Source organism: Ruegeria sp. B10 (genome assembly GCF_056539825.1).
Genome location: NZ_JBQFVP010000014.1, coordinates 138142 through 155249, shown reverse-complemented (window position 1 = coordinate 155249; position 17108 = coordinate 138142). Strand labels below are relative to the sequence as shown.

Below are 17108 nucleotides of genomic sequence, written 5' to 3'. Positions count from 1 at the left end.
AAGCACAAGGTAAGCAAAGTGCGGAGAATTAGGAAGGGTCTTTAAGAAACCTCTGCACGCTAAAGCTTCTGTTATTTAATAGAATATACTGTTCAATCGAATTGGCTAAAATGCTACCGAAAATGAGATAATAAGACTTTTAATCAGTGGGTCGCAGGTTCGAATCCTGCACGGCTCACCACTTTTTTCCGTTTTAAAACAGTGGATTGAAGCTGGCGTTTAGAAGGTGTACGCGAGCCAATTGGTGCTGCGTTGCCGTGCTAGGGGACATATGGGGGACAAAGCTCTAAATTCTTGCCTTGAACCACATGAGAACAAGGGTAGAACATTAGTTCATAAACAAATGGCCCAGAACAATTCCGTTCGACCTCAAATGCAAGTTGGAGAGTAGGGAAAACCTGGATGACTTTTGGTTGGACTAACAAACGACGCGATTTCAATCTGGCTCTCCGTGACCTGCAACAGTACCAAATTTGGCCCTACCGGTTGGCTCGCTTTGCTTCGGAGACGCCAACGGCAAGAGGCCCGTTTTTTTCAGTAGAAATCCAGACAAAAGCTTTTTGAACCGTCCACCAGTCTGCTTCAAATTCCACGAATAGAGCATCCAAAAGATAAATTCGGAATACATTTTCCAAGTTCCGCTTAAGCATGCGAAGGATGGCGTGTTTTAAACGGAGCCTTGCATTGAAGCGTATTGTTTTGGCTAGCTTGCTAGCGTTTTCTCTTTTGCCATCCATTGCGCAACCTCAAAACGCTGACACACACGCGCGCGCTCAAACCTTTTGGGATCGAGCCAAAGCTCTTAGCGAACCTCAGAGACTAAACGCAGCTTGTAGCCAAGTCTCGATGGTCAGCCGTGAAGAATTCAGGTTGAGCGCTATGGTTCGCGCAAACGCGTTGTTCAGTCATTGCTGTTTCCTCCGGTTATGGTATTGATAGAAATCATATCATAACGGACAGATCAAATGTCAATAGTAATTCTATCAATTAGGCAAATCAAAGCCGCTAGGGCTCTTTTAGCTTGGTCTCAAGTGGACTTGGCAGAAAGGTCAGGTGTGTCCTACCCCACTATAGCCAGACTTGAGACAAGCGACGGTCCGATAGGCGGTAGAAAGGTAACTGCGCAAGCAATTCGAGCTGCATTCGAAGCCCAAGGCATCCAATTCGTCGACGAGGGCGATACGGCCAACGGGGTCGGTGTGGTGTTGGTGAAGGAATAGTTGGCGGTTTAGCCCTCAGACAGCCTTTCCAAATGAGAATTAAAACTCGAAGCAGGCAGCTTGTCGGTCGAGGAGTTTCCTTCAGGTCTATTTGTTAAGATTTGGTTAACTCGTAGTCACACCAACTTTGAAGCCTTGTACGACAGACGACAAGGAGCCACCTACTCAGACAACCAATTCGATAGTTTGAGAGGCAATCGAGATGAAGAAGACATTGATGGCGTGCGTTCTTGGCGGCTCTCTACTCGTGGCTGCTTGCGGAGCGCCGACAACTCCAACGCAGGCCCAAGCACAGCATGACGCACGGTGCGCGGCGGGTGTCCTTGGCGGCGCGGCCCTTGGCGGGGTAGTTGGAAATCGGTTTGGTGGTGGATCAGGCAAGACGCTAGCAACAGCAGCAGGTGCTGGACTAGGGATGTATGCTGGTCAATCAGCTTGCAACTAGCAACGAGCAGCCAGAGGGGACCTGCGCTACGGAAATTTATGGCTTGCGTGACCAACTTCACTGCACTCCTCGACAGATCCATCCATAACTAACACATTGATGAACTAGCGTTGGTGTATTTGAGAACGCAAGTTTTTCTCCTCCCTGTTGGACTGGGGCGCGCTTGTGGCTGGGCGCGCCTCCTTCCTTTGAAGAAAAGCAAGATCCAGGTGCCCTTATTGTTCGGGTCCCTTTATAATTTATTGAAAAAATTAAAAAAAGAGAGAATTGTGACCATGAAGCTACCCGTGAAAAAATACAAGCTCGGCAAAGGAGAGACGATGCTCTCCGCAGTTACCAAACACAAATTTCCCGGCGCGGACGTCGAAAAGATTTTCAAAGCAACATTCAACGCCAAAATTCGGAAGACCCGCAAGAAGTACACGGACGTAACAGCAGGAGACGAAATTTTTCTGCCCCTTGTCACAAAGAAAGACCTTCGACCTGTGCATTCGCTTTTTTTGGACATGAACTTTGCGGCTGATGCGTCTCTCAATACTACACAAGAACTGCTAAAAAGTGTTGAGGCCGACATCAAAGAAGCGAAGGCAAGAAAGAAAGAAGCACTAAACGGAACGGCGAAGATAAACCATTTGTACATCACGGATTCCATGAAGCTCGAAAAGGCTCAGGCAAAATGCAAACGGGAGACGTCAAAAGTCTCTCTTGCCAATCTGTTCGGACACTGCGAGAGCGTCTTCAAACAGTCACAGAAAGATGTGGAAGGGCTGAAATCGAAGTTCACAAAAATATATAAGGAAGAAGAACTTAGAGCTGATGCACTGATTTCAGCTTTGGAAGAAACAAAGAAGATTCTCAGTGCTCAGGTGACACTGAAGTATCAACTTCTTAAAGCGCTAAGTCTCGTCGTTGATGAACTGAATGATTTGAGTAGGCAAACCTTTTAACCGAAAATATCAACAATTGCGGGAGGTTCGCGCTACCTTAACCCTGACGCAGATGGCTGAGCATCTAGCCAAGAGGAAAGAACTTTGGGAGGCGCATTCCGTTTCACGACAAGTTGTCGCAAAACCCCAGGGTGATCGCCCGAGCGAATTTGCCTCGGAAACGGCTGATGTGGCGGGCGTAGACGCACGTACAGTTCAGCGCGCTGTTTCCCGCGCAGAGGGCGTCACACAGGAAGCCAGAGACGCCATCAGAGGCACAGAGCATGACAAGGGTGTGGTTCTGGATGAGTTGAAGAAGCTACCCGCGACAAAGCAGGCAGAGCATGTCGCTGACATCGTTCGCGCTGGCGGGCCTTTTGTCGTGTTTGGTTGGGACTTTACTCGGCTTAGGTTGCGTCAATCGGCAAGTTCGACTGGTCCACTAAGTCAGTGAATATTAACGCTGCATGAACAAGACGCTTCTGCTTGATTAAGGCTCGTTCTGACAATGTTTCCAAACCAATAACAGTACAGCTTTGACAGTGAGAATGGTGGTAGCGATGAAGCGTGGCGCGTATGTTGAACTGAACGACGACTACAAGAAGTGGGCAGAGTGGACCCTCCACCCAAAGAAGCGCCAGATTAAGCTGACAGACTATGTATCGGGTTTTGTGGTCGCATTTTCGGCCTTTGTTGCTGGCGACTTCCATCAATATTTGGTGTTTTGAGACTCACGCGGATATCAAAGGGAAAGCTCTTTAACGGGCTTTTCCGCTCCAAAAGTAGCATTAAAACATGGCGAGCAGCCGCCCGTCCCATTCCTCTATCCAAACGATTCCGGGTTCTGGTCCTGGCATGTCTAGAACTCCCTCTATTTGGCATTCATAGGCGGGTTACTGACATTCAGAGAGATCGAAGGAATGGATAAGAGTGCTTTTCGCTAATGGTGGGAGACTTGTATCCAAGCGAAACACTTGTGCGTCAATGCCAGGTTTTTGTGGATCGGTTTTGATTCCGCCAAAACGGGAAGCGCTTGAGGTAGAGGTGCCGGTCAGTGACACCACCTTTGGTTGCTTGTGAAATTTCCATTTATATTCAAGCGTGTTCAATGGCGACTTTCGAGTGGATTTCCGCTTGCGCGATTCGAAAAAATTGGCAGATTCAGCAACATTTGCTATCGTTTGGCTAAAGGGCGTTAGAAACCCGGGGGCAAAAATCGAGCAGAAATCCGGAAATTCCTCACAGGTGGTGTGGGTAAAAATACCTGAACATCTCAACGGCACCCGACGCGGGTTGTTCTTCTTGTGGGCCGAGGTCGAGCGTGCTCAAGTGAAGGCCAAGGCCGCGCCACCGCCCTCTGAGTCGCGTCAGCCCGAGTCGAACAAGATATTCGGTTGGGTTGATGAGTTTATCTTCTATGAACGCGACAGGGCGGAGCAGCCAGATCAGCGCGCCGAGGCCCCGTCTGGCCGTCACAGTTTCTCGAAGAACAGGATGACCTCGCCTATACGGACGCCAAAACGCGAAACATAGGCGCGGTTCAGCAGACGGTCCTCTTCCAGAAGCCACATCCAGTCGTCAAAACTGACCCGCATAGTGCCCTCTTTGATTGGCAGGTCGATCTTGTATTTCCAGTTGAAGGTATCGCCGCGCTCGATCCCTTCGGCCACACCAAGAACACCCGGAGCCGTGCCGGTCCAGGTGTCTTCGCCGGTTTTGGTTAGGGTCCAGATGCGCTGTTCGGTTGCGCCGTCATCGTAGACGAAATCCTCGATCAGGGTCAGGGTTTCTCCGTTCCAGGTGCCGTCGATCTCAACCGTGAAACGGCGCGGCACATTGCCCAGAATGTCCTGGAACTGACCATAGGCCACGGTCTTGCCTTCGAAGAACTCTTCGAGGTTCAGCTGCCGGTCGGACAGAAAGCTTTTGGGCACCCGTGGCTTGGCTGAGCAGGCCGCGAGCAGCGTCAGGCTGGCGATTGCGACCAGTGAGATCAGAAAACGCAACCGGGTCATTGCAGCGGCCTGTTTTCAGCATCTGCATCATAACCGTTTGCTCCGGGCACATGCGCGGTATGCACCTCGGGCGCTCGGCGCATCGTTGCCACCAATTCCGCCACCTTGAGGCCGAATTTACGCATCTCTGAGCGGTTCATGATCGCTCCGTTTTCGGTCAGGTACATCCAATCAGTCACGTCCAGCGTGTGTCCTCCAGCGTCTTCGGGCAGGATGATCCGGTAGGACAGCTTGACGGTCGAGCCCGAGATCACGCCCTTGCCCTCACCGACGATATCGTCTGCCGTGGCCGTGAAGGTGTTGCCGGTTCCCATTGTCAGATACCACTTTCGGGTCATCTGTTTGCCGTTCGAATAGGTGAACCACTCGGCCAAGGTGCCCGTGTTTCCGTCCCATTCGCCGACCATGCGGGCGACAAAGCTGTTCGACATCTTGCCATTGGGGCCGTAGATCAGCCCTTCGGACAGGATATCTCCGTTCAGGTGTTTGGTCAGAGAAAACTCCGGTCCCGTTCCCGAATAGTCAGCCGGGGATTGTGAGCGAAAGCTCAGGAACCGTCTTTTGACCGCCACGATAAAGAGGATGGCGAGCAAAATCACAACAAGCGTATTCATTTGGCTGGGACCTCCGTAGGCAGAGTCAAGACCATCCCGAATGCGCCCAGCTTCAGGATGCAGGGCAGCAGGGCATAGGCGAATGTGAGCGTGTTTAGAGCCTGTGTCGAGTTGGCTTGACCGGGTGAAAAGCCGCTGCGTTCCAGCAGGGGCAGGGTGAAAAAGGCAGCGAGCGCGAGGCCCAGCTTGCCAGCAAAAGACCAGATGCCAAACGCGGCCGAGGCATTCAGCCCCGCGCGTGTCAGCACCACGGAAAACATGGCGGGCAGGATCACGATATCCGCCCCTGCCGCTGCGCCCGAGGCAAGGCAGATCACGGCAAAGGCGGCCAGCTCTCCGGCCGAGAGGGTGGCCGCGCCGATGAAGGAAGCGATGCCAAGCGGCATGGCGATCATCAGCGTCTGTTTCGGGCCGATCCGATTGCTGAGTCGCGCCCAGAGGGGCACGCTAGCCCCGGCGCTCAGGAAGAACAGGATCAGTAATGGGCCGGCCATACCGGAAAGCTGCAGTTTGTCCTCGACGAAGAACAGAAACAGCGTGGCGGTCAGAGCGACCGGCAGGCTGTTGATCAGCGCCAGAACCAGCAGGCGGAGGGCGCCGGATTGTCCGAGCGCGGTGAACGAGATGCCCTCGCCCGTGATCGGCGTGCGTCGCCACATTGGTATGGTGACGATCAGGGTTAGCAACGCCAGCGCGCCCAGAAACAGGCCAAAGGCGGGATAGCCCTGTCCCTGAGCGCCGAAAGCAACGAAGAGGGCCGGAGCGCTGGCGGCCAGAACGACGCCGGTCAGTTGCCCGCCTTCGCGGAAGGCGGCGAGGCGCATCAACTCTTGCGGGTCGGCCTGTTTGGCCAAAGTTGCGCTGCGACCGTAGAGCAGGATGGTGCCCAGGCTGTAGGCCGAAAACAGAAGTACGAGGATGACGACCAGCGCGCCAACGCTTGCCCCATCCGGCAGGCCGAACAGCAGCGGAAACCCGACCGCCAGCCCCAGCGCCGCCAGAGCTGCAAACAGCAGCTGCGCGCCTGGCCAGCGGTCGATGGCCCAGCCGATCAGCGGGTCTTGCACCAGATCGACCAGCCGGATCACCAGCAGCACGGTTCCGATCACCCCAAGGCCAATGCCCAAATTCACCGCCGCAAAACGCGGCAGGTGAATATAGAGCGGGATACCCGCCGCAGCGAGCATCAGCGCATAAAGGCTGACCCGGGGATACAGCATCACTGTCCCTTCAACTGCCGTGTAAAACTGGCGGATCGAGTGTTGTCGCCAAGAAAAATCGACATGAACGATTTCTTGATGCCGGAGTTGGTTAGCGTGCAGGTTTGTGCACCATTGCGCCAAAACCCGACTTTGTTAGGTCCTTCGGATATGGCCAGATAGCTGTCACCTTTGCTGACCGCTTGAAAACAGGATTCTAGCTGGGCTTTTGTCGGTGCAGGGTTGCCTTGCCTTGCCATCTCATCCAGCGTCGACTCTACAAGAGCCTTTTGTGCGAGGTTTTTTCGATAAGTCAGTTGCAACCCGAAATCCTCGGTCCAATTGAATGCCGCTCCAGCAGGCGTGAATAGCTTGGCGTCATAGACAGGCAGGCCCAAGAACCTAAATGTCGAGCTGCCTAAAAGCTTGGGATCACTCAGTTCGTTGGACAGAGGCGACGCCACTGCCCCACCACTCGACAGTAAGGCGATCGACAGCAGCGCCGCGCGCAAAGTGGATTTATTCGGCGGCCACATGGATGGCCGGATCTTTTTCAAGAATGCCATTGTAAGCTCCGGTTATGTGCGGGGCGCCGCGCAAGCGGTCGACGACATGCATCGCGCTGGCGATCCCGTCTTCGTGGAACCCGTGCCGGTTATAAGCTCCGGCGTACCAGGTGTGATTTTGTCCCTGCATGTCGCGAATTTGCCCCTGCGCTTTCAGCGCGGCTTTGTCGAAAACCGGGTGGGCGAACTCGACTTGGTCATAAATCTTGTCCTCGTCAATTTGCGAAGAGGCGTTCAACGATACAAAGAGCGGATCGCTGTCCGGGATGTTCTGCAAGCGGTTCATCCAATAGGTAACACCGACATCCCCGGCTTGTGAGCGATAGGTCCAGCTGGACCAGCAGGCGCGCCGCTTTGGCATCTGGCTTTCGTCACAATGCAGGATCGCGTGATTGGGCTGATAACGGATCGCGCCAAGGGCCGCGGCCTCATCCGCCGTAGCGTTGTTGCCCAGAATGGCCAGCGATTGGTCCGAGTGGGTCGCAAGGATGATCTCGTCAAACTGATCGGCGTCGCCCTGGCTGGTGACCGTGACGCCGGTCTCATGACGCTGTACGTGATCTACCGGAGCCGCCAGACGGATGTCGCATCCGCGCGACCGCAGCGCGGCATCGATTCGGCGCACATACTCGATACTTCCGCCTTTGACTGTGTACCACTGATGCTGGTTGGCGCGGCCGCTGGCCAGCAGTGCATGGTTGCGGAAGAACTGCACCAGCGAGCGGGCCGGGAACTGATCCACAAACTCAACCGGCGTAGACCAGATCGCGCCGCACATCGGCATGAGGTAGTTGTGGCGGAACCAATGACCCAGACGCATCTGGTCCACCAGTTCTCCGATGGTTGTGTCATCATCCTTCGCGGCATCCGGGGCCTCTTTACTGAAGCGCAGAATGTCCGAGATCATCTTGTAGTAAGACGGGCGCAGCAGGTTGCGTTTCTGGGCTGTCAGAGTGCGCAGCGTGTTCAACCCGTATTCAATACGACCATTGTCGATGGTCGCGCCAAAGCTCATCTCGCTTTTCTCAACGGGGACGTTCAGCTCATCAAACAGCTTGGTCAGGTGGGGGTAGGTCGCGTAGTTGAAGACGATAAAGCCGGTATCGACCGGCTGGTCTCCGTTCTTACCCGCCATCACTGTTCGGGCATGCCCGCCAAGGCGCGGCTCGGCCTCGTAAACGGTAATATCGTGCAGTTCTGAAAGGTAGTAAGCTGCGGAAAGTCCTGAAATGCCTGCACCTATGACTGCGATTTTCTTGCGCTCGCCTCGCGTTTCGTCGAACATGTGATCCCCTTAAGTGCGACATTTATCTAGGGATACGTAGCAGGTTCTGACGCGGATCAATCAGGTTAGATTATATTTCCCAACGCACTATATTGTGACTTCGTGGCAAAATTCACTCAGCTGGGGATGATCCGACCGGTTGGCTTGGTCGTAAAATATACATGATAGCTGAAGCAGAACCGTAACCGCGCATGGGGCGTTGTTTCGTGGTTCCACGTTGGGGCAGGCATGACCGGTTTCGAAGGAAAGACGTATTGGATTGTAGGCGCGAGCGAAGGGCTCGGGCGCGCTTTGGCCCAAGGGCTAAGCGAGCGCGGCGCGCATCTTGTCCTGTCGGCGCGCAATGCGGATCGGCTGGCCGAGATCTGCGCAACCCTTCCCAATGCGCGTGCGGTGCCTTTTGACGTGACCGACCTTGAGGCCGTGCGCCGTGCCGTGGCTGAAGTCGGAGAGGTCGATGGTCTTGTCTACAACGCCGGAGCCTATGAGCCTATGCGCACCGGTGATTGGGATACCGAGGCGGTCTTGTCGATGACCGACGTGAACTACACCGGTGCCCTTCGGGTGTTGGGTGAAACCGTGCCGGGCTTCGTGAGCGCCGGACGCGGGGATATCACTCTGATCGGCTCTTTGTCGGGCTATCGCGGTTTGCCTGCGGCGGTGGGCTATGCAGCTAGCAAGGCGGCGCTGGTCTCGCTGGCCGAGACCATGCGGTTTGATCTGGCGGGTACGGGCGTGACGGTTCGGATCGTCAATCCTGGCTTTATCAAAACCCGCCTGACCGAGAAGAACAATTTCAAGATGCCCATGCTGATGTCGGCCGAAGACGCGGCAGAGCGTGTGATCAAAGCGATGTCGCGCCGCCGGTTCCGTACTGATTTTCCGGCCCCGTTTTCCTGGGTGATCCGGTTGCTGGACTATCTGCCCGACATCCTGATTTATCGTGGAAAATAGACCCTAATTATAGCGTCTAGCCAAATTGCCCCTGGCAGAACCAGCCTGCGGACATGGTGCCGCCGTGCCCATAAAACAGCCAGAGCCTCTCCCCCTGTTCGGTCACCACAACCCAGTAATCGCGCACACCGCTGCGCCAGTTGGGGTCATCCAGCCACCATTCCGGCGCGATCCGTTCCGGGCCGGTGGCTTGTGCCAATTGCCAATCACGCCCGCGCCAGCGAAAGGCGGAGGGCACATCCGGGGTTTCCGGGGCCATCACCGGCTCGGGCTGCCACATCTGCAGGGGGCGCGGGCGTGGCGGCGCAGGCCAGTCTCGCGCCGGTTCGGACCATGCTGCCGCTAGCACCTGCGCGGTTTTCTCGGGGATATGCGATGCCGCGGGGTGACGCCTTGTAATGACCTCTAGCCCCACCCGTGCGCCCAACTTGGCCATAAGGTCTTCGACGGCGGTGTTGCCCTCAAGCCGGTTGCGGGCCACACGGCGGGCCTCGGCATGACCGGCAATGGTGCGGGCGTGGATGGGTTCCGTTTGCACCGCCTCAAGCCGCAGCATGTCAATGCCATAGCCCGCGTCGATCTTGTCGACTTTTATCTCTAACAAAGGGCGAATGCGGTGTTTGTCATGAGTTGGCCGGGCCAGCCCAACCTCGATGACCTCGGCCGCCTGATCTGCGCGATGGGCCTCAAGCCGCAGGGTCCGGACGCCGCGGCCCTTTTCTTCCAGCTTGGCACACAGCGTCGGCAGAACCCGGTCGATGGCGGCCATCACATCCTCGACCAACCCAATCGGATTGGGCAGAGTCATCCGCACCGCGAAGTGATGCGGAGGGCGGGCCGGAGAGACCGGCTCGGGCGCGCTGCCCATCGCCTGATCCAGCCGCAAGACCAGCCCCCGCCCAAACCTGCGGGCGAGGGAGGCGCGCGGTTGACCCAGCAGGTCCCCGATCCGGCGCAGGCCCAGACGGTTCAGCTGCGCGACCACCTGATCCTCCAGCCGCAGTGCTGCGATGGGCAGTGGGCTAAGCGCCCCATAAGACTGCCCCGGGGCTGCGATCCGCGCCCCGCCGCCCAAGGCCACCACTTGCGGTGCGGCCCCGCCCTTGGTCCAGTGTCGTCGCTTGCTGGCTCGGGCCCGGGTGGCGCGGGCCTCTTGACTGATGGCGTCGCCGTTGCGGTCGGATATGGCCTCTTGCCCGGCATAGCGCGCCAGCGCCCAGGCCGCGCCCAGCGTGTCTGCAATGCCCATCTGCACGCTCAGGCCCATATCGGCGCAGTCGACCTCAAGCACGCGCAACAACGCCTCTTCCCCACCAAACAGATGCGCGCAGCCCGAGAGATCAACGATCAGCCCGTCCGGAGTCTCTTCGGCGACCCAAGGGCTGAACTTGCCTGCCCAGCGGCGCAACGCGGTCAGGAACGCGGCCTCGGCCGGGGCATTGCGGTGCCGCGTGATCAGGGACGCACACATGGCATGGGCATCGCGCACCGGCTGACCCACCTGCAGCCCGGCGGCCTGAGCTTCCGCGTTCAGAGAGGTGATCACCTGCATGTTCGACTGCTCGGCCACCACGGCCAAAGGTCCGACATGCAGCCCCCGCGCGGCGCGGATCAGCCGTTCAGCCCCCAGACGGGGAAACCAGAGTGAGAGTATTCGGCGTTTTGGCATCGGCAGACATCAAAATGTTCCCATTTTGTTCTTATCCGAGAATCAGCGCCGGAGTCCACGCTTACCCGCAGGTCAGGCGCTGAATGATGCCCGCACCGTTCACGAAGACATTCAGCCGGTCGATGCGATAGTCCTGTGTCGCAATGTCATTGGGTCCCAACACCCGCGCGCGCTCGGGCAGGCTGGCCTGAATGGTCGAAACCGGCTGGCCGATGGAATCCGCAAAAGGATCGCCTTTGCAGAAGGCCAGATCGACAGGCGCAGCCTCGGGCGCAAGGTCTGCTCCATCCAATGTAGAGGTTTCGGCGCAGGCGGCCAGAAGGATCAGGATCGGGATAAATCGGTGCATTGGCGTTCCCCAGTATGACAATGTCGTTTCTGCAATATCAAATGTTTAGCCAATCTGCCATGAAAGTGGAGTTGAAAACACCCTGCATTTGACGCAGGGTCGGGTCAAACAAGACTGGGAGACAAGCACCATGCGCACCCGTGCAGCCGTCGCCGTTCAGGCTGGCAAACCTTTGGAAGTGATGGAGGTGAACCTCGAAGGCCCAAAGGCGGGCGAGGTTTTGGTCGAAGTGAAGGCCACCGGCATCTGCCATACCGATGAATTCACCCTCTCCGGCGCAGATCCCGAAGGCCTCTTCCCGGCCATTCTGGGCCATGAAGGCGCAGGCGTTGTGGTCGAGGTCGGCCCGGGCGTCACCAGCCTGAAGCCGGGCGACCACGTAATCCCGCTCTACACACCCGAATGTCGTGAGTGTGAATACTGTCTGCATCCAAAGACTAACCTGTGTCAGGCGATCCGCGAGACTCAGGGCAAGGGGTTGATGCCTGATGGCACTTCGCGCTTCTCGACCTTGGATGGCGACCCGATCTTGCACTACATGGGCTGCTCGACCTTCGCCAACCACACAGTCCTGCCTGAGATCGCGTTGGCCAAAGTGCGTGAGGACGCACCCTTCGATAAGATCTGCTACATCGGCTGCGGCGTCACCACCGGCATCGGCGCTGTGATCAACACCGCCAAAGTGGAAATTGGCAGCCGTGCCATCGTGTTCGGTCTGGGTGGTATCGGCCTGAACGTGATCCAGGGCCTGCGCCTGGCCGGGGCCGATCAGATCGTCGGTGTCGACCTGAACCCATCGAAGGTCGAAATGGCCATCAAGTTCGGCATGACGGATTTCGTTAACCCGAAAGAGGTCGAAGGCGATTTGGTTCCCTATCTGGTCAACCTGACCAAGGGCGGAGCAGACTATACGTTCGACGCCACCGGTAATGTCGGGGTGATGCGCGACGCACTGGAATCAGCGCATAAAGGCTGGGGTGAGTCGATCATCATCGGCGTTGCACCTGCCGGTGCCGAGATCTCCACCCGTCCGTTCCAGCTGGTGACCGGACGTTCCTGGCGCGGCACCGCCTTTGGCGGCGCGCGGGGCCGGACCGATGTACCCAAGATCGTCGACTGGTACATGGAAGGGAAGATCGAGATCGACCCGATGATCACCCACACCATGGGTCTGGACGACATCAACCACGGTTTCGACCTGATGCATAAAGGCGAGAGCATCCGCTCGGTGGTGGTCTACTAAGGCTCTAAACCACTTGAATTTGCCTAAGCGGCGCGCTGTCTGGCGCGCCGTTTTTCATTCGCCGGGTCGTGATGCGCCCGTATCTGACCTTGGTGACCGCACGCGCAGAACCGGCGTGTTGGCCGAGGTGGTGTTCGACCGGCTTTCGCGCCAGACAACGAAAATGCCCGAGGCGATGATGACGCTTGCGCCGACCGCGACCCAACCGTCGGGTCGTTCGCCAAAGAAGATCATGCCGAACAAGGTGGCCCAGATGATCTGGCTGTACTGGCTGGGGGCCACGACACCGGCCGGGGCCGCGCGATAGGCCAGGATGATCAGATGTTGTGCGATCACCGAGAACACGCCGACCAGTGCCATCATCGCCAGATGCAGCAGCGAAGGCGGCTGGTAGACTGCCGGTTGCATCAAGCTCATTACCACGATCGCCAGCAGCATCGGGTAGAGGATCAGCACGGCCGAGCGTTCCTCATTCCCGATCTTGCGCACCAGAACAGAGCCTAACGCGCTGCAAAACGCGGCTGTCAGGGCGGCCATGTGGCCTAGCGTGATATCCGTCGCGCCGGGGCGCAGGACTATCAGAACACCGATCAAGCCAACGCCGACCGCGGCCCAACGTTGGACGCGCACGACCTCTCCTAGAATCGGAATCGACAGGACCGTGACGAACAGGGGGAAGGCAAACAGCAGCGAGTAGACCTCGGCCAGAGGCAGAACCGAAAAGGCATAGAAAGCGCAGACCATGGATGTGACCATCAGTGCTGACCGGAGCAGGACCAGCCATGGGTGGTGTGGCAGGAAGTTCCCCGTCGTGCGGTCAGTCAAGATCGTTACTGCCATGGGCACAAAGGAAAACAGCGTGGCGAAGAAGATGATCTGCATTACCGAGTAGGTCCCGCCCAGCACTTTGATCAGCGCGTCATGGCTGGCAAAGACCGCGAATCCCAGAAACGCGAAACCAAGTCCCCGGAGGGTGGTGTTTTGAGTGCTCATGATCTGGCCTCAGGCGATGTCGGTGTGGTGGCTTTAAGCCGGCGCAGCCAAATGGGCTGTCTTTTCCCTGAGTAGACGCATTTTCCCGGACCGCATAGCCCCTATTTTACCGCTAACACAGCAAAGCCGTCATGTTGTGAGATCAACGCAGGATCGGCGGCGCGTCCTTGGGCTGTCGGGCGGATTGCACGCCCGCTTTCATCCCCACACCGATCCGTCGGGCCAGCGCGACCCAAGGGGTGGCGATCTCAGCGGGTAGGGTTTGGGTGGCGACCTCCTCGAACAGGTCCAGCCAATGAGCGAACATCTCGGGCTGCACGTCGGGCCTTTCGCTGTGAACGCGCTGCGGATTGCCGTTGTAGCTGCGCTCATAAAGGATGGCGTTGCGCCAGAAGGCGGCGATCTTGTCCTCATGCGCGGGCCAGTCATTGACGTGCTTGTTAAACACCGGTCCCAGAACGGCATCCTCGCGCACGCGGGCATAGAAAGCGTGAACCTGCGCGTTGATCTGGTCCGGTGTCGCGGGAAAGCGCGGGGGCAAGGTGGGTCTGGTCATGGTGGTCTCGGATTTCGACTCTAGTCCGGGACATATCTGGGGCGGAGGTCAGGCAACAGGTGTGGTTTTGTCGCGCGGCTCGGGCGTCAGAAGATGCCGGATCAGGGCCACTGGATGCGCCTTCAGGCTGAGGCGGGTGGCGACGTAATCCTCAACCACCTGTTCGCCCAATGTCATCTGCGGCAGGTAGGCTTCGGGTTCATCCAGCGTCTCTCCCTCCAGATCCTGTGAAAACAGCGGCAGAGGCTTCGCGGTCGCAATCGCCTTGGCCTGCCACAGAGCCTCGCGCCGGGTCAGGTCGCAGGCGGCGAAGGCATCGGCCTCAGCCAGACGTTCGATCACCGACGGCCCCAAGCCTGCGCGACGCCAGACGTCATCGACCTGAGTGTAGCCGTTGCCCCGTGCGGCGGTCAGCCAGCTGGCGTCCTCCTCGCTGAGGCCTTTTATCTGGCGGAACCCCAGCCGTAGGGCCAGCCCACCATGGCCGTCGGGCTCCATCACATTGTCCCAGAAACTCGCATTGATGCAGACCGGGCGCACCTGAACGCCGTGTTCGCGGGCATCCCGCACGATCTGGGCAGGGGCATAGAAGCCCATCGGCTGCGAGTTCAGCAGCGCGCAGGCAAAGATGCCCGGGTGGTGGCATTTGATCCAGGCCGAGGCATAGACCAGCAGCGCAAAGCTGGCCGCGTGGCTTTCGGGGAAGCCATAAGACCCGAACCCTTCAATCTGTGAAAAACAGCGCTCCGCGAAATCCTGTTCGTACCCGTTGCGCTTCATCCCGCGTAAGAACAGCGCGCGGAACTCGCTGACATTGCCATGTTTCTTGAAGGTTGCCAGTGAGCGTCGCAGCCGGTCCGCCTGTTCCGGGGTGAACCCCGCGCCGACAATGGCGATCTGCATCGCCTGCTCCTGAAACAGCGGTACGCCCAGTGTCTTGCCCAGCACATCCCCCAATGCGTCCGAGGGGAAGCTGACCTCCTCCTCTCCGTTCCGGCGGCGGATGTAAGGGTGGACCATATCGCCCTGAATCGGGCCGGGGCGGATGATGGCGACCTCGATCACCAGATCGTAGAAATTACGCGGCCGCATCCGGGGAAGGAAGTTCATCTGCGCCCGGCTTTCCACCTGAAACACCCCAATAGAGTCTGCTTTGCACAGCATATCGTAGACCTCGGGGTCCTCGGGCGGCAGGGTGGCGAGGGTATAGCCTGTCTGATGATGCTGCCCGATCAGGTCGAATGCCTTGCGGATACAGGTGAGCATCCCGAGGCTGAGGACATCGACCTTCAGGATACCTAAGGAGTCGATATCGTCCTTGTCCCAGCAGATGACCGTGCGCCCCTCCATCGTGGCGTTCTCGATTGGGACAAGTTCGTCCAGCCGCCCCTCGGTGATGATGAAGCCACCCACGTGCTGTGACAGGTGACGGGGGAAGCCGTCAATCTCATAGACCAGCATTAGAGTCTGTTTTAGCCGTCGATCTTCAGGATCGAGACCGATTTCGCGCATCCGATGCGCCTCGAGCCCTTTGGTCGAGAAAAAGCCCCAGAGCTGTGAGGACAGGGCCGAGATCGTGTCCTCGGTCAGGCCCATGGCGCGGCCGACCTCACGAATGGCACGCTTGCCGCGATAGTGAACAACCGTGGCGCAGAGGCCCGCGCGTTCGCGGCCGTAGCGGTCGTAGATATGCTGAATCACTTCCTCGCGGCGCTCGTGTTCGAAATCGACGTCAATATCGGGTGGCTCATCGCGGGCCTCGGAGACGAAGCGCTCAAAGACCATCGTGCCCATCTCGGGGCTGACCTCGGTGATGCCGAGGCAGAAGCAGACCACCGAATTGGCGGCCGAGCCACGCCCCTGACACAGGATGTCGCGCGAGCGGGCGAAGTGGACGATATCGCGGACGGTGAGGAAATAGGGTTCATATTTCAGCTTGCCGATCAGCCTCAGCTCATGGGCCAGCATCTTTTTGGCCTTCTCGGATGCGCCTGCCGGATAGCGCCATTTCAACCCCTCATGCGCCAGGCGGTGCAGCCGTTGGGTCGGGGTTTCCTGGTCGCTGCCTTCGCTGGGATATTCATAGCGCAGCTCATCCAGCGAGAAGGTGAGCTGCTCGCTGAGGTCATGGGCACGGGTGACGGCCCCTTCATGACCTTTGAAGATACGCAGCATTTCCCCCTCGGAGCGCAACCGCTGTTCGCCATTGGCCAGCGCGTCGCGGCCCAGCTCATCCACCTTGCGGCGCAAGCGAATGGCGGTCAGCACATCGGCCAGCTTGCGGCGTGCGCCGTGGTGAATCATCGGCGCGGCACTGGCGAGGGTGGGGATATCGAGTTGCTTTGATTCAGTCTCTAATAAAGAGAAATATGTACTATCTGCGCCATCATATCGAGGGTGCATCAGCAGATTCATCCGCCCACCAAAGCGGCGCGTCAGCTGTTGCGCCTGTGTCCGCCATACACTCGCGCCGCCCTTTGACCGGTCTGCTTGTGGCCAGAGCAGCAGGTGGAGGCCGTCGGAAAACTCCAGCAGGTCAGACAGGTGCAGGATGCAATCGCCTTTTTCCGCACGCAGGCGGCCTTTGGACAGGATGCGGCACAGGTTTCCCCAGCCCTGTCGGTTCAGGGGCAGAGCGGTGACGGTGGGCGCGTCGGTGAAGATCAGCCGCGCTGCCGGGATCAGGCGGGGGACCGCGTGGATCGGATAGGACGGCGGTTTGGGGATGTGATCGGGGCAGGGCGGGCCTAGGCTCGTGTTCTGCGCCTCCCACTCCAGCCGTTCGCGCACCTTACGGGCGATCTCGCGCGCTTGGGTATGGGCGCGAACGATCCCGGCGACCGAGTTGTCGTCGGCAATCGCGATGGCGGGCAGGCCCAGGGTCACGGCACGCTCCATATACTCCTCGGGGTGAGAGGCCCCGGTGAGGAAGGTGAAGTTTGACGTGATCGACAGCTCGGCATACATGGCGAGTCACTATTATATTCACGTTTTGTTCCTTTTCGAGTCCTTTGCGCAGGAACCGGGTCGCTTGCGGCTGATCAGGAGGGCATGGTTTGGGAAAAAAGGAGACC

18 protein-coding genes are annotated in these 17108 nt (G+C 58.0%); 7 read left to right on the top strand and 11 right to left on the bottom strand.

From position 1 onward, the window contains the following. Nucleotides 1-479 precede the first annotated feature (479 nt). On the bottom strand, nucleotides 480-737 hold the full coding sequence (locus ACR0J4_RS18995; protein WP_170555274.1) for a hypothetical protein: 258 nt from the start codon (nucleotides 735-737) through the stop codon (nucleotides 480-482). A gap of 228 nt (nucleotides 738-965) precedes the next feature. Between ACR0J4_RS18995 and ACR0J4_RS18990 the strand changes: the two genes are divergently transcribed. From ACR0J4_RS18990 to ACR0J4_RS18970, 5 genes are all read left to right on the top strand, one after another. Then, a complete protein-coding gene (locus tag ACR0J4_RS18990; protein WP_170555276.1) occupies nucleotides 966-1220 on the top strand; it encodes a helix-turn-helix domain-containing protein in 255 nt (84 codons plus the stop codon). Nucleotides 1221-1422: 202 nt separating this feature from the next. Continuing rightward, complete coding sequence (locus tag ACR0J4_RS18985) at nucleotides 1423-1665, top strand: glycine zipper 2TM domain-containing protein (protein WP_170555277.1); 243 nt, start codon at nucleotides 1423-1425, stop codon at nucleotides 1663-1665. Nucleotides 1666-1940: 275 nt separating this feature from the next. After that, nucleotides 1941-2612 carry a hypothetical protein gene (locus ACR0J4_RS18980; RefSeq protein WP_480668779.1) on the top strand — a complete coding sequence of 224 codons (672 nt, stop codon included), beginning with the start codon at nucleotides 1941-1943 and terminating at the stop codon, nucleotides 2610-2612. 52 nt (nucleotides 2613-2664) lie between these two features. Next, nucleotides 2665-3045: a hypothetical protein gene (locus ACR0J4_RS18975; protein WP_170643732.1), complete on the top strand. Its 381-nt coding sequence runs from the start codon at nucleotides 2665-2667 to the stop codon at nucleotides 3043-3045. A 94-nt stretch (nucleotides 3046-3139) separates the two neighbouring features. Next, entirely contained in the window at nucleotides 3140-3319 is a 180-nt protein-coding gene (locus ACR0J4_RS18970) for a hypothetical protein (protein WP_170555283.1), read from the top strand. Nucleotides 3320-4063: 744 nt separating this feature from the next. Here ACR0J4_RS18970 and ACR0J4_RS18965 read toward each other — a convergent pair. The 5 genes from ACR0J4_RS18965 to ACR0J4_RS18945 are packed head-to-tail and all read right to left on the bottom strand — an operon-like array spanning nucleotide 4064 to nucleotide 8270. Beyond that, nucleotides 4064-4606 carry a DUF3833 domain-containing protein gene (locus ACR0J4_RS18965; RefSeq protein WP_170643730.1) on the bottom strand — a complete coding sequence of 181 codons (543 nt, stop codon included), beginning with the start codon at nucleotides 4604-4606 and terminating at the stop codon, nucleotides 4064-4066. Beyond that, nucleotides 4603-5220 carry a DUF3833 domain-containing protein gene (locus tag ACR0J4_RS18960; protein ID WP_170643729.1) on the bottom strand — a complete coding sequence of 206 codons (618 nt, stop codon included), beginning with the start codon at nucleotides 5218-5220 and terminating at the stop codon, nucleotides 4603-4605. The genes ACR0J4_RS18965 and ACR0J4_RS18960 overlap by 4 nt, the downstream gene beginning before the upstream one ends. Then, nucleotides 5217-6440, bottom strand: a complete 1224-nt coding sequence (locus ACR0J4_RS18955) for an MFS transporter (protein WP_170643728.1) — start codon at nucleotides 6438-6440, stop codon at nucleotides 5217-5219. Before ACR0J4_RS18955 ends, ACR0J4_RS18960 begins: the two co-directional genes overlap by 4 nt. Continuing rightward, entirely contained in the window at nucleotides 6440-6955 is a 516-nt protein-coding gene (locus ACR0J4_RS18950; RefSeq protein ID WP_480668778.1) for a hypothetical protein, read from the bottom strand. The genes ACR0J4_RS18955 and ACR0J4_RS18950 overlap by 1 nt, the downstream gene beginning before the upstream one ends. Then, the gene (locus tag ACR0J4_RS18945) at nucleotides 6939-8270 is read right to left on the bottom strand and encodes an FAD-dependent oxidoreductase (RefSeq protein WP_170643726.1); all 1332 of its coding nucleotides are present in this window, start codon (nucleotides 8268-8270) and stop codon (nucleotides 6939-6941) included. Before ACR0J4_RS18945 ends, ACR0J4_RS18950 begins: the two co-directional genes overlap by 17 nt. A gap of 228 nt (nucleotides 8271-8498) precedes the next feature. Between ACR0J4_RS18945 and ACR0J4_RS18940 the strand changes: the two genes are divergently transcribed. Then, nucleotides 8499-9224, top strand: coding sequence for an SDR family NAD(P)-dependent oxidoreductase (locus ACR0J4_RS18940; RefSeq protein WP_170493021.1), 726 nt, complete (start codon nucleotides 8499-8501; stop codon nucleotides 9222-9224). A 16-nt stretch (nucleotides 9225-9240) separates the two neighbouring features. Here the strand turns inward: ACR0J4_RS18940 and ACR0J4_RS18935 are convergent, their stop codons facing one another. Together ACR0J4_RS18935 and ACR0J4_RS18930 are read right to left on the bottom strand one after the other, a co-directional pair. Next, on the bottom strand, nucleotides 9241-10893 hold the full coding sequence (locus ACR0J4_RS18935) for a Y-family DNA polymerase (RefSeq protein ID WP_170643725.1): 1653 nt from the start codon (nucleotides 10891-10893) through the stop codon (nucleotides 9241-9243). A 61-nt stretch (nucleotides 10894-10954) separates the two neighbouring features. Then, the gene (locus ACR0J4_RS18930; protein WP_170379547.1) at nucleotides 10955-11242 is read right to left on the bottom strand and encodes an I78 family peptidase inhibitor; all 288 of its coding nucleotides are present in this window, start codon (nucleotides 11240-11242) and stop codon (nucleotides 10955-10957) included. 130 nt (nucleotides 11243-11372) lie between these two features. Here ACR0J4_RS18930 and ACR0J4_RS18925 point away from each other — a divergent pair, with 130 nt between their 5' ends. Further along, the gene (locus ACR0J4_RS18925; protein ID WP_170555294.1) at nucleotides 11373-12485 is read left to right on the top strand and encodes an S-(hydroxymethyl)glutathione dehydrogenase/class III alcohol dehydrogenase; all 1113 of its coding nucleotides are present in this window, start codon (nucleotides 11373-11375) and stop codon (nucleotides 12483-12485) included. Between the two features lie 54 nt (nucleotides 12486-12539). On the opposite strand, the gene ACR0J4_RS18920 is transcribed toward ACR0J4_RS18925, so the two are convergent. The 3 genes from ACR0J4_RS18920 to ACR0J4_RS18910 form a co-directional block, all read right to left on the bottom strand. Then, complete coding sequence (locus tag ACR0J4_RS18920; RefSeq protein ID WP_170555296.1) at nucleotides 12540-13478, bottom strand: DMT family transporter; 939 nt, start codon at nucleotides 13476-13478, stop codon at nucleotides 12540-12542. 142 nt (nucleotides 13479-13620) lie between these two features. Next, on the bottom strand, nucleotides 13621-14034 hold the full coding sequence (locus ACR0J4_RS18915) for a group III truncated hemoglobin (protein ID WP_170555298.1): 414 nt from the start codon (nucleotides 14032-14034) through the stop codon (nucleotides 13621-13623). A gap of 48 nt (nucleotides 14035-14082) precedes the next feature. Continuing rightward, entirely contained in the window at nucleotides 14083-17001 is a 2919-nt protein-coding gene (locus tag ACR0J4_RS18910) for an error-prone DNA polymerase (RefSeq protein ID WP_170747420.1), read from the bottom strand. Nucleotides 17002-17108 lie beyond the last annotated feature (107 nt).

Bases quoted from the DNA above. Each gene is read 5' to 3' on its own strand.
- ACR0J4_RS18995 (WP_170555274.1), bottom strand. From the start codon at position 737: ATGGATGGCAAAAGAGAAAACGCTAGCAAGCTAGCCAAAACAATACGC.
- ACR0J4_RS18990 (WP_170555276.1), top strand. From the start codon at position 966: ATGTCAATAGTAATTCTATCAATTAGGCAAATCAAAGCCGCTAGGGCT.
- ACR0J4_RS18985 (WP_170555277.1), top strand. From the start codon at position 1,423: ATGAAGAAGACATTGATGGCGTGCGTTCTTGGCGGCTCTCTACTCGTG.
- ACR0J4_RS18980 (WP_480668779.1), top strand. From the start codon at position 1,941: ATGAAGCTACCCGTGAAAAAATACAAGCTCGGCAAAGGAGAGACGATG.
- ACR0J4_RS18975 (WP_170643732.1), top strand. From the start codon at position 2,665: ATGGCTGAGCATCTAGCCAAGAGGAAAGAACTTTGGGAGGCGCATTCC.
- ACR0J4_RS18970 (WP_170555283.1), top strand. From the start codon at position 3,140: ATGGTGGTAGCGATGAAGCGTGGCGCGTATGTTGAACTGAACGACGAC.
- ACR0J4_RS18965 (WP_170643730.1), bottom strand. From the start codon at position 4,606: ATGACCCGGTTGCGTTTTCTGATCTCACTGGTCGCAATCGCCAGCCTG.
- ACR0J4_RS18960 (WP_170643729.1), bottom strand. From the start codon at position 5,220: ATGAATACGCTTGTTGTGATTTTGCTCGCCATCCTCTTTATCGTGGCG.
- ACR0J4_RS18955 (WP_170643728.1), bottom strand. From the start codon at position 6,440: ATGCTGTATCCCCGGGTCAGCCTTTATGCGCTGATGCTCGCTGCGGCG.
- ACR0J4_RS18950 (WP_480668778.1), bottom strand. From the start codon at position 6,955: ATGTGGCCGCCGAATAAATCCACTTTGCGCGCGGCGCTGCTGTCGATC.
- ACR0J4_RS18945 (WP_170643726.1), bottom strand. From the start codon at position 8,270: ATGTTCGACGAAACGCGAGGCGAGCGCAAGAAAATCGCAGTCATAGGT.
- ACR0J4_RS18940 (WP_170493021.1), top strand. From the start codon at position 8,499: ATGACCGGTTTCGAAGGAAAGACGTATTGGATTGTAGGCGCGAGCGAA.
- ACR0J4_RS18935 (WP_170643725.1), bottom strand. From the start codon at position 10,893: ATGCCAAAACGCCGAATACTCTCACTCTGGTTTCCCCGTCTGGGGGCT.
- ACR0J4_RS18930 (WP_170379547.1), bottom strand. From the start codon at position 11,242: ATGCACCGATTTATCCCGATCCTGATCCTTCTGGCCGCCTGCGCCGAA.
- ACR0J4_RS18925 (WP_170555294.1), top strand. From the start codon at position 11,373: ATGCGCACCCGTGCAGCCGTCGCCGTTCAGGCTGGCAAACCTTTGGAA.
- ACR0J4_RS18920 (WP_170555296.1), bottom strand. From the start codon at position 13,478: ATGAGCACTCAAAACACCACCCTCCGGGGACTTGGTTTCGCGTTTCTG.
- ACR0J4_RS18915 (WP_170555298.1), bottom strand. From the start codon at position 14,034: ATGACCAGACCCACCTTGCCCCCGCGCTTTCCCGCGACACCGGACCAG.
- ACR0J4_RS18910 (WP_170747420.1), bottom strand. From the start codon at position 17,001: ATGTATGCCGAGCTGTCGATCACGTCAAACTTCACCTTCCTCACCGGG.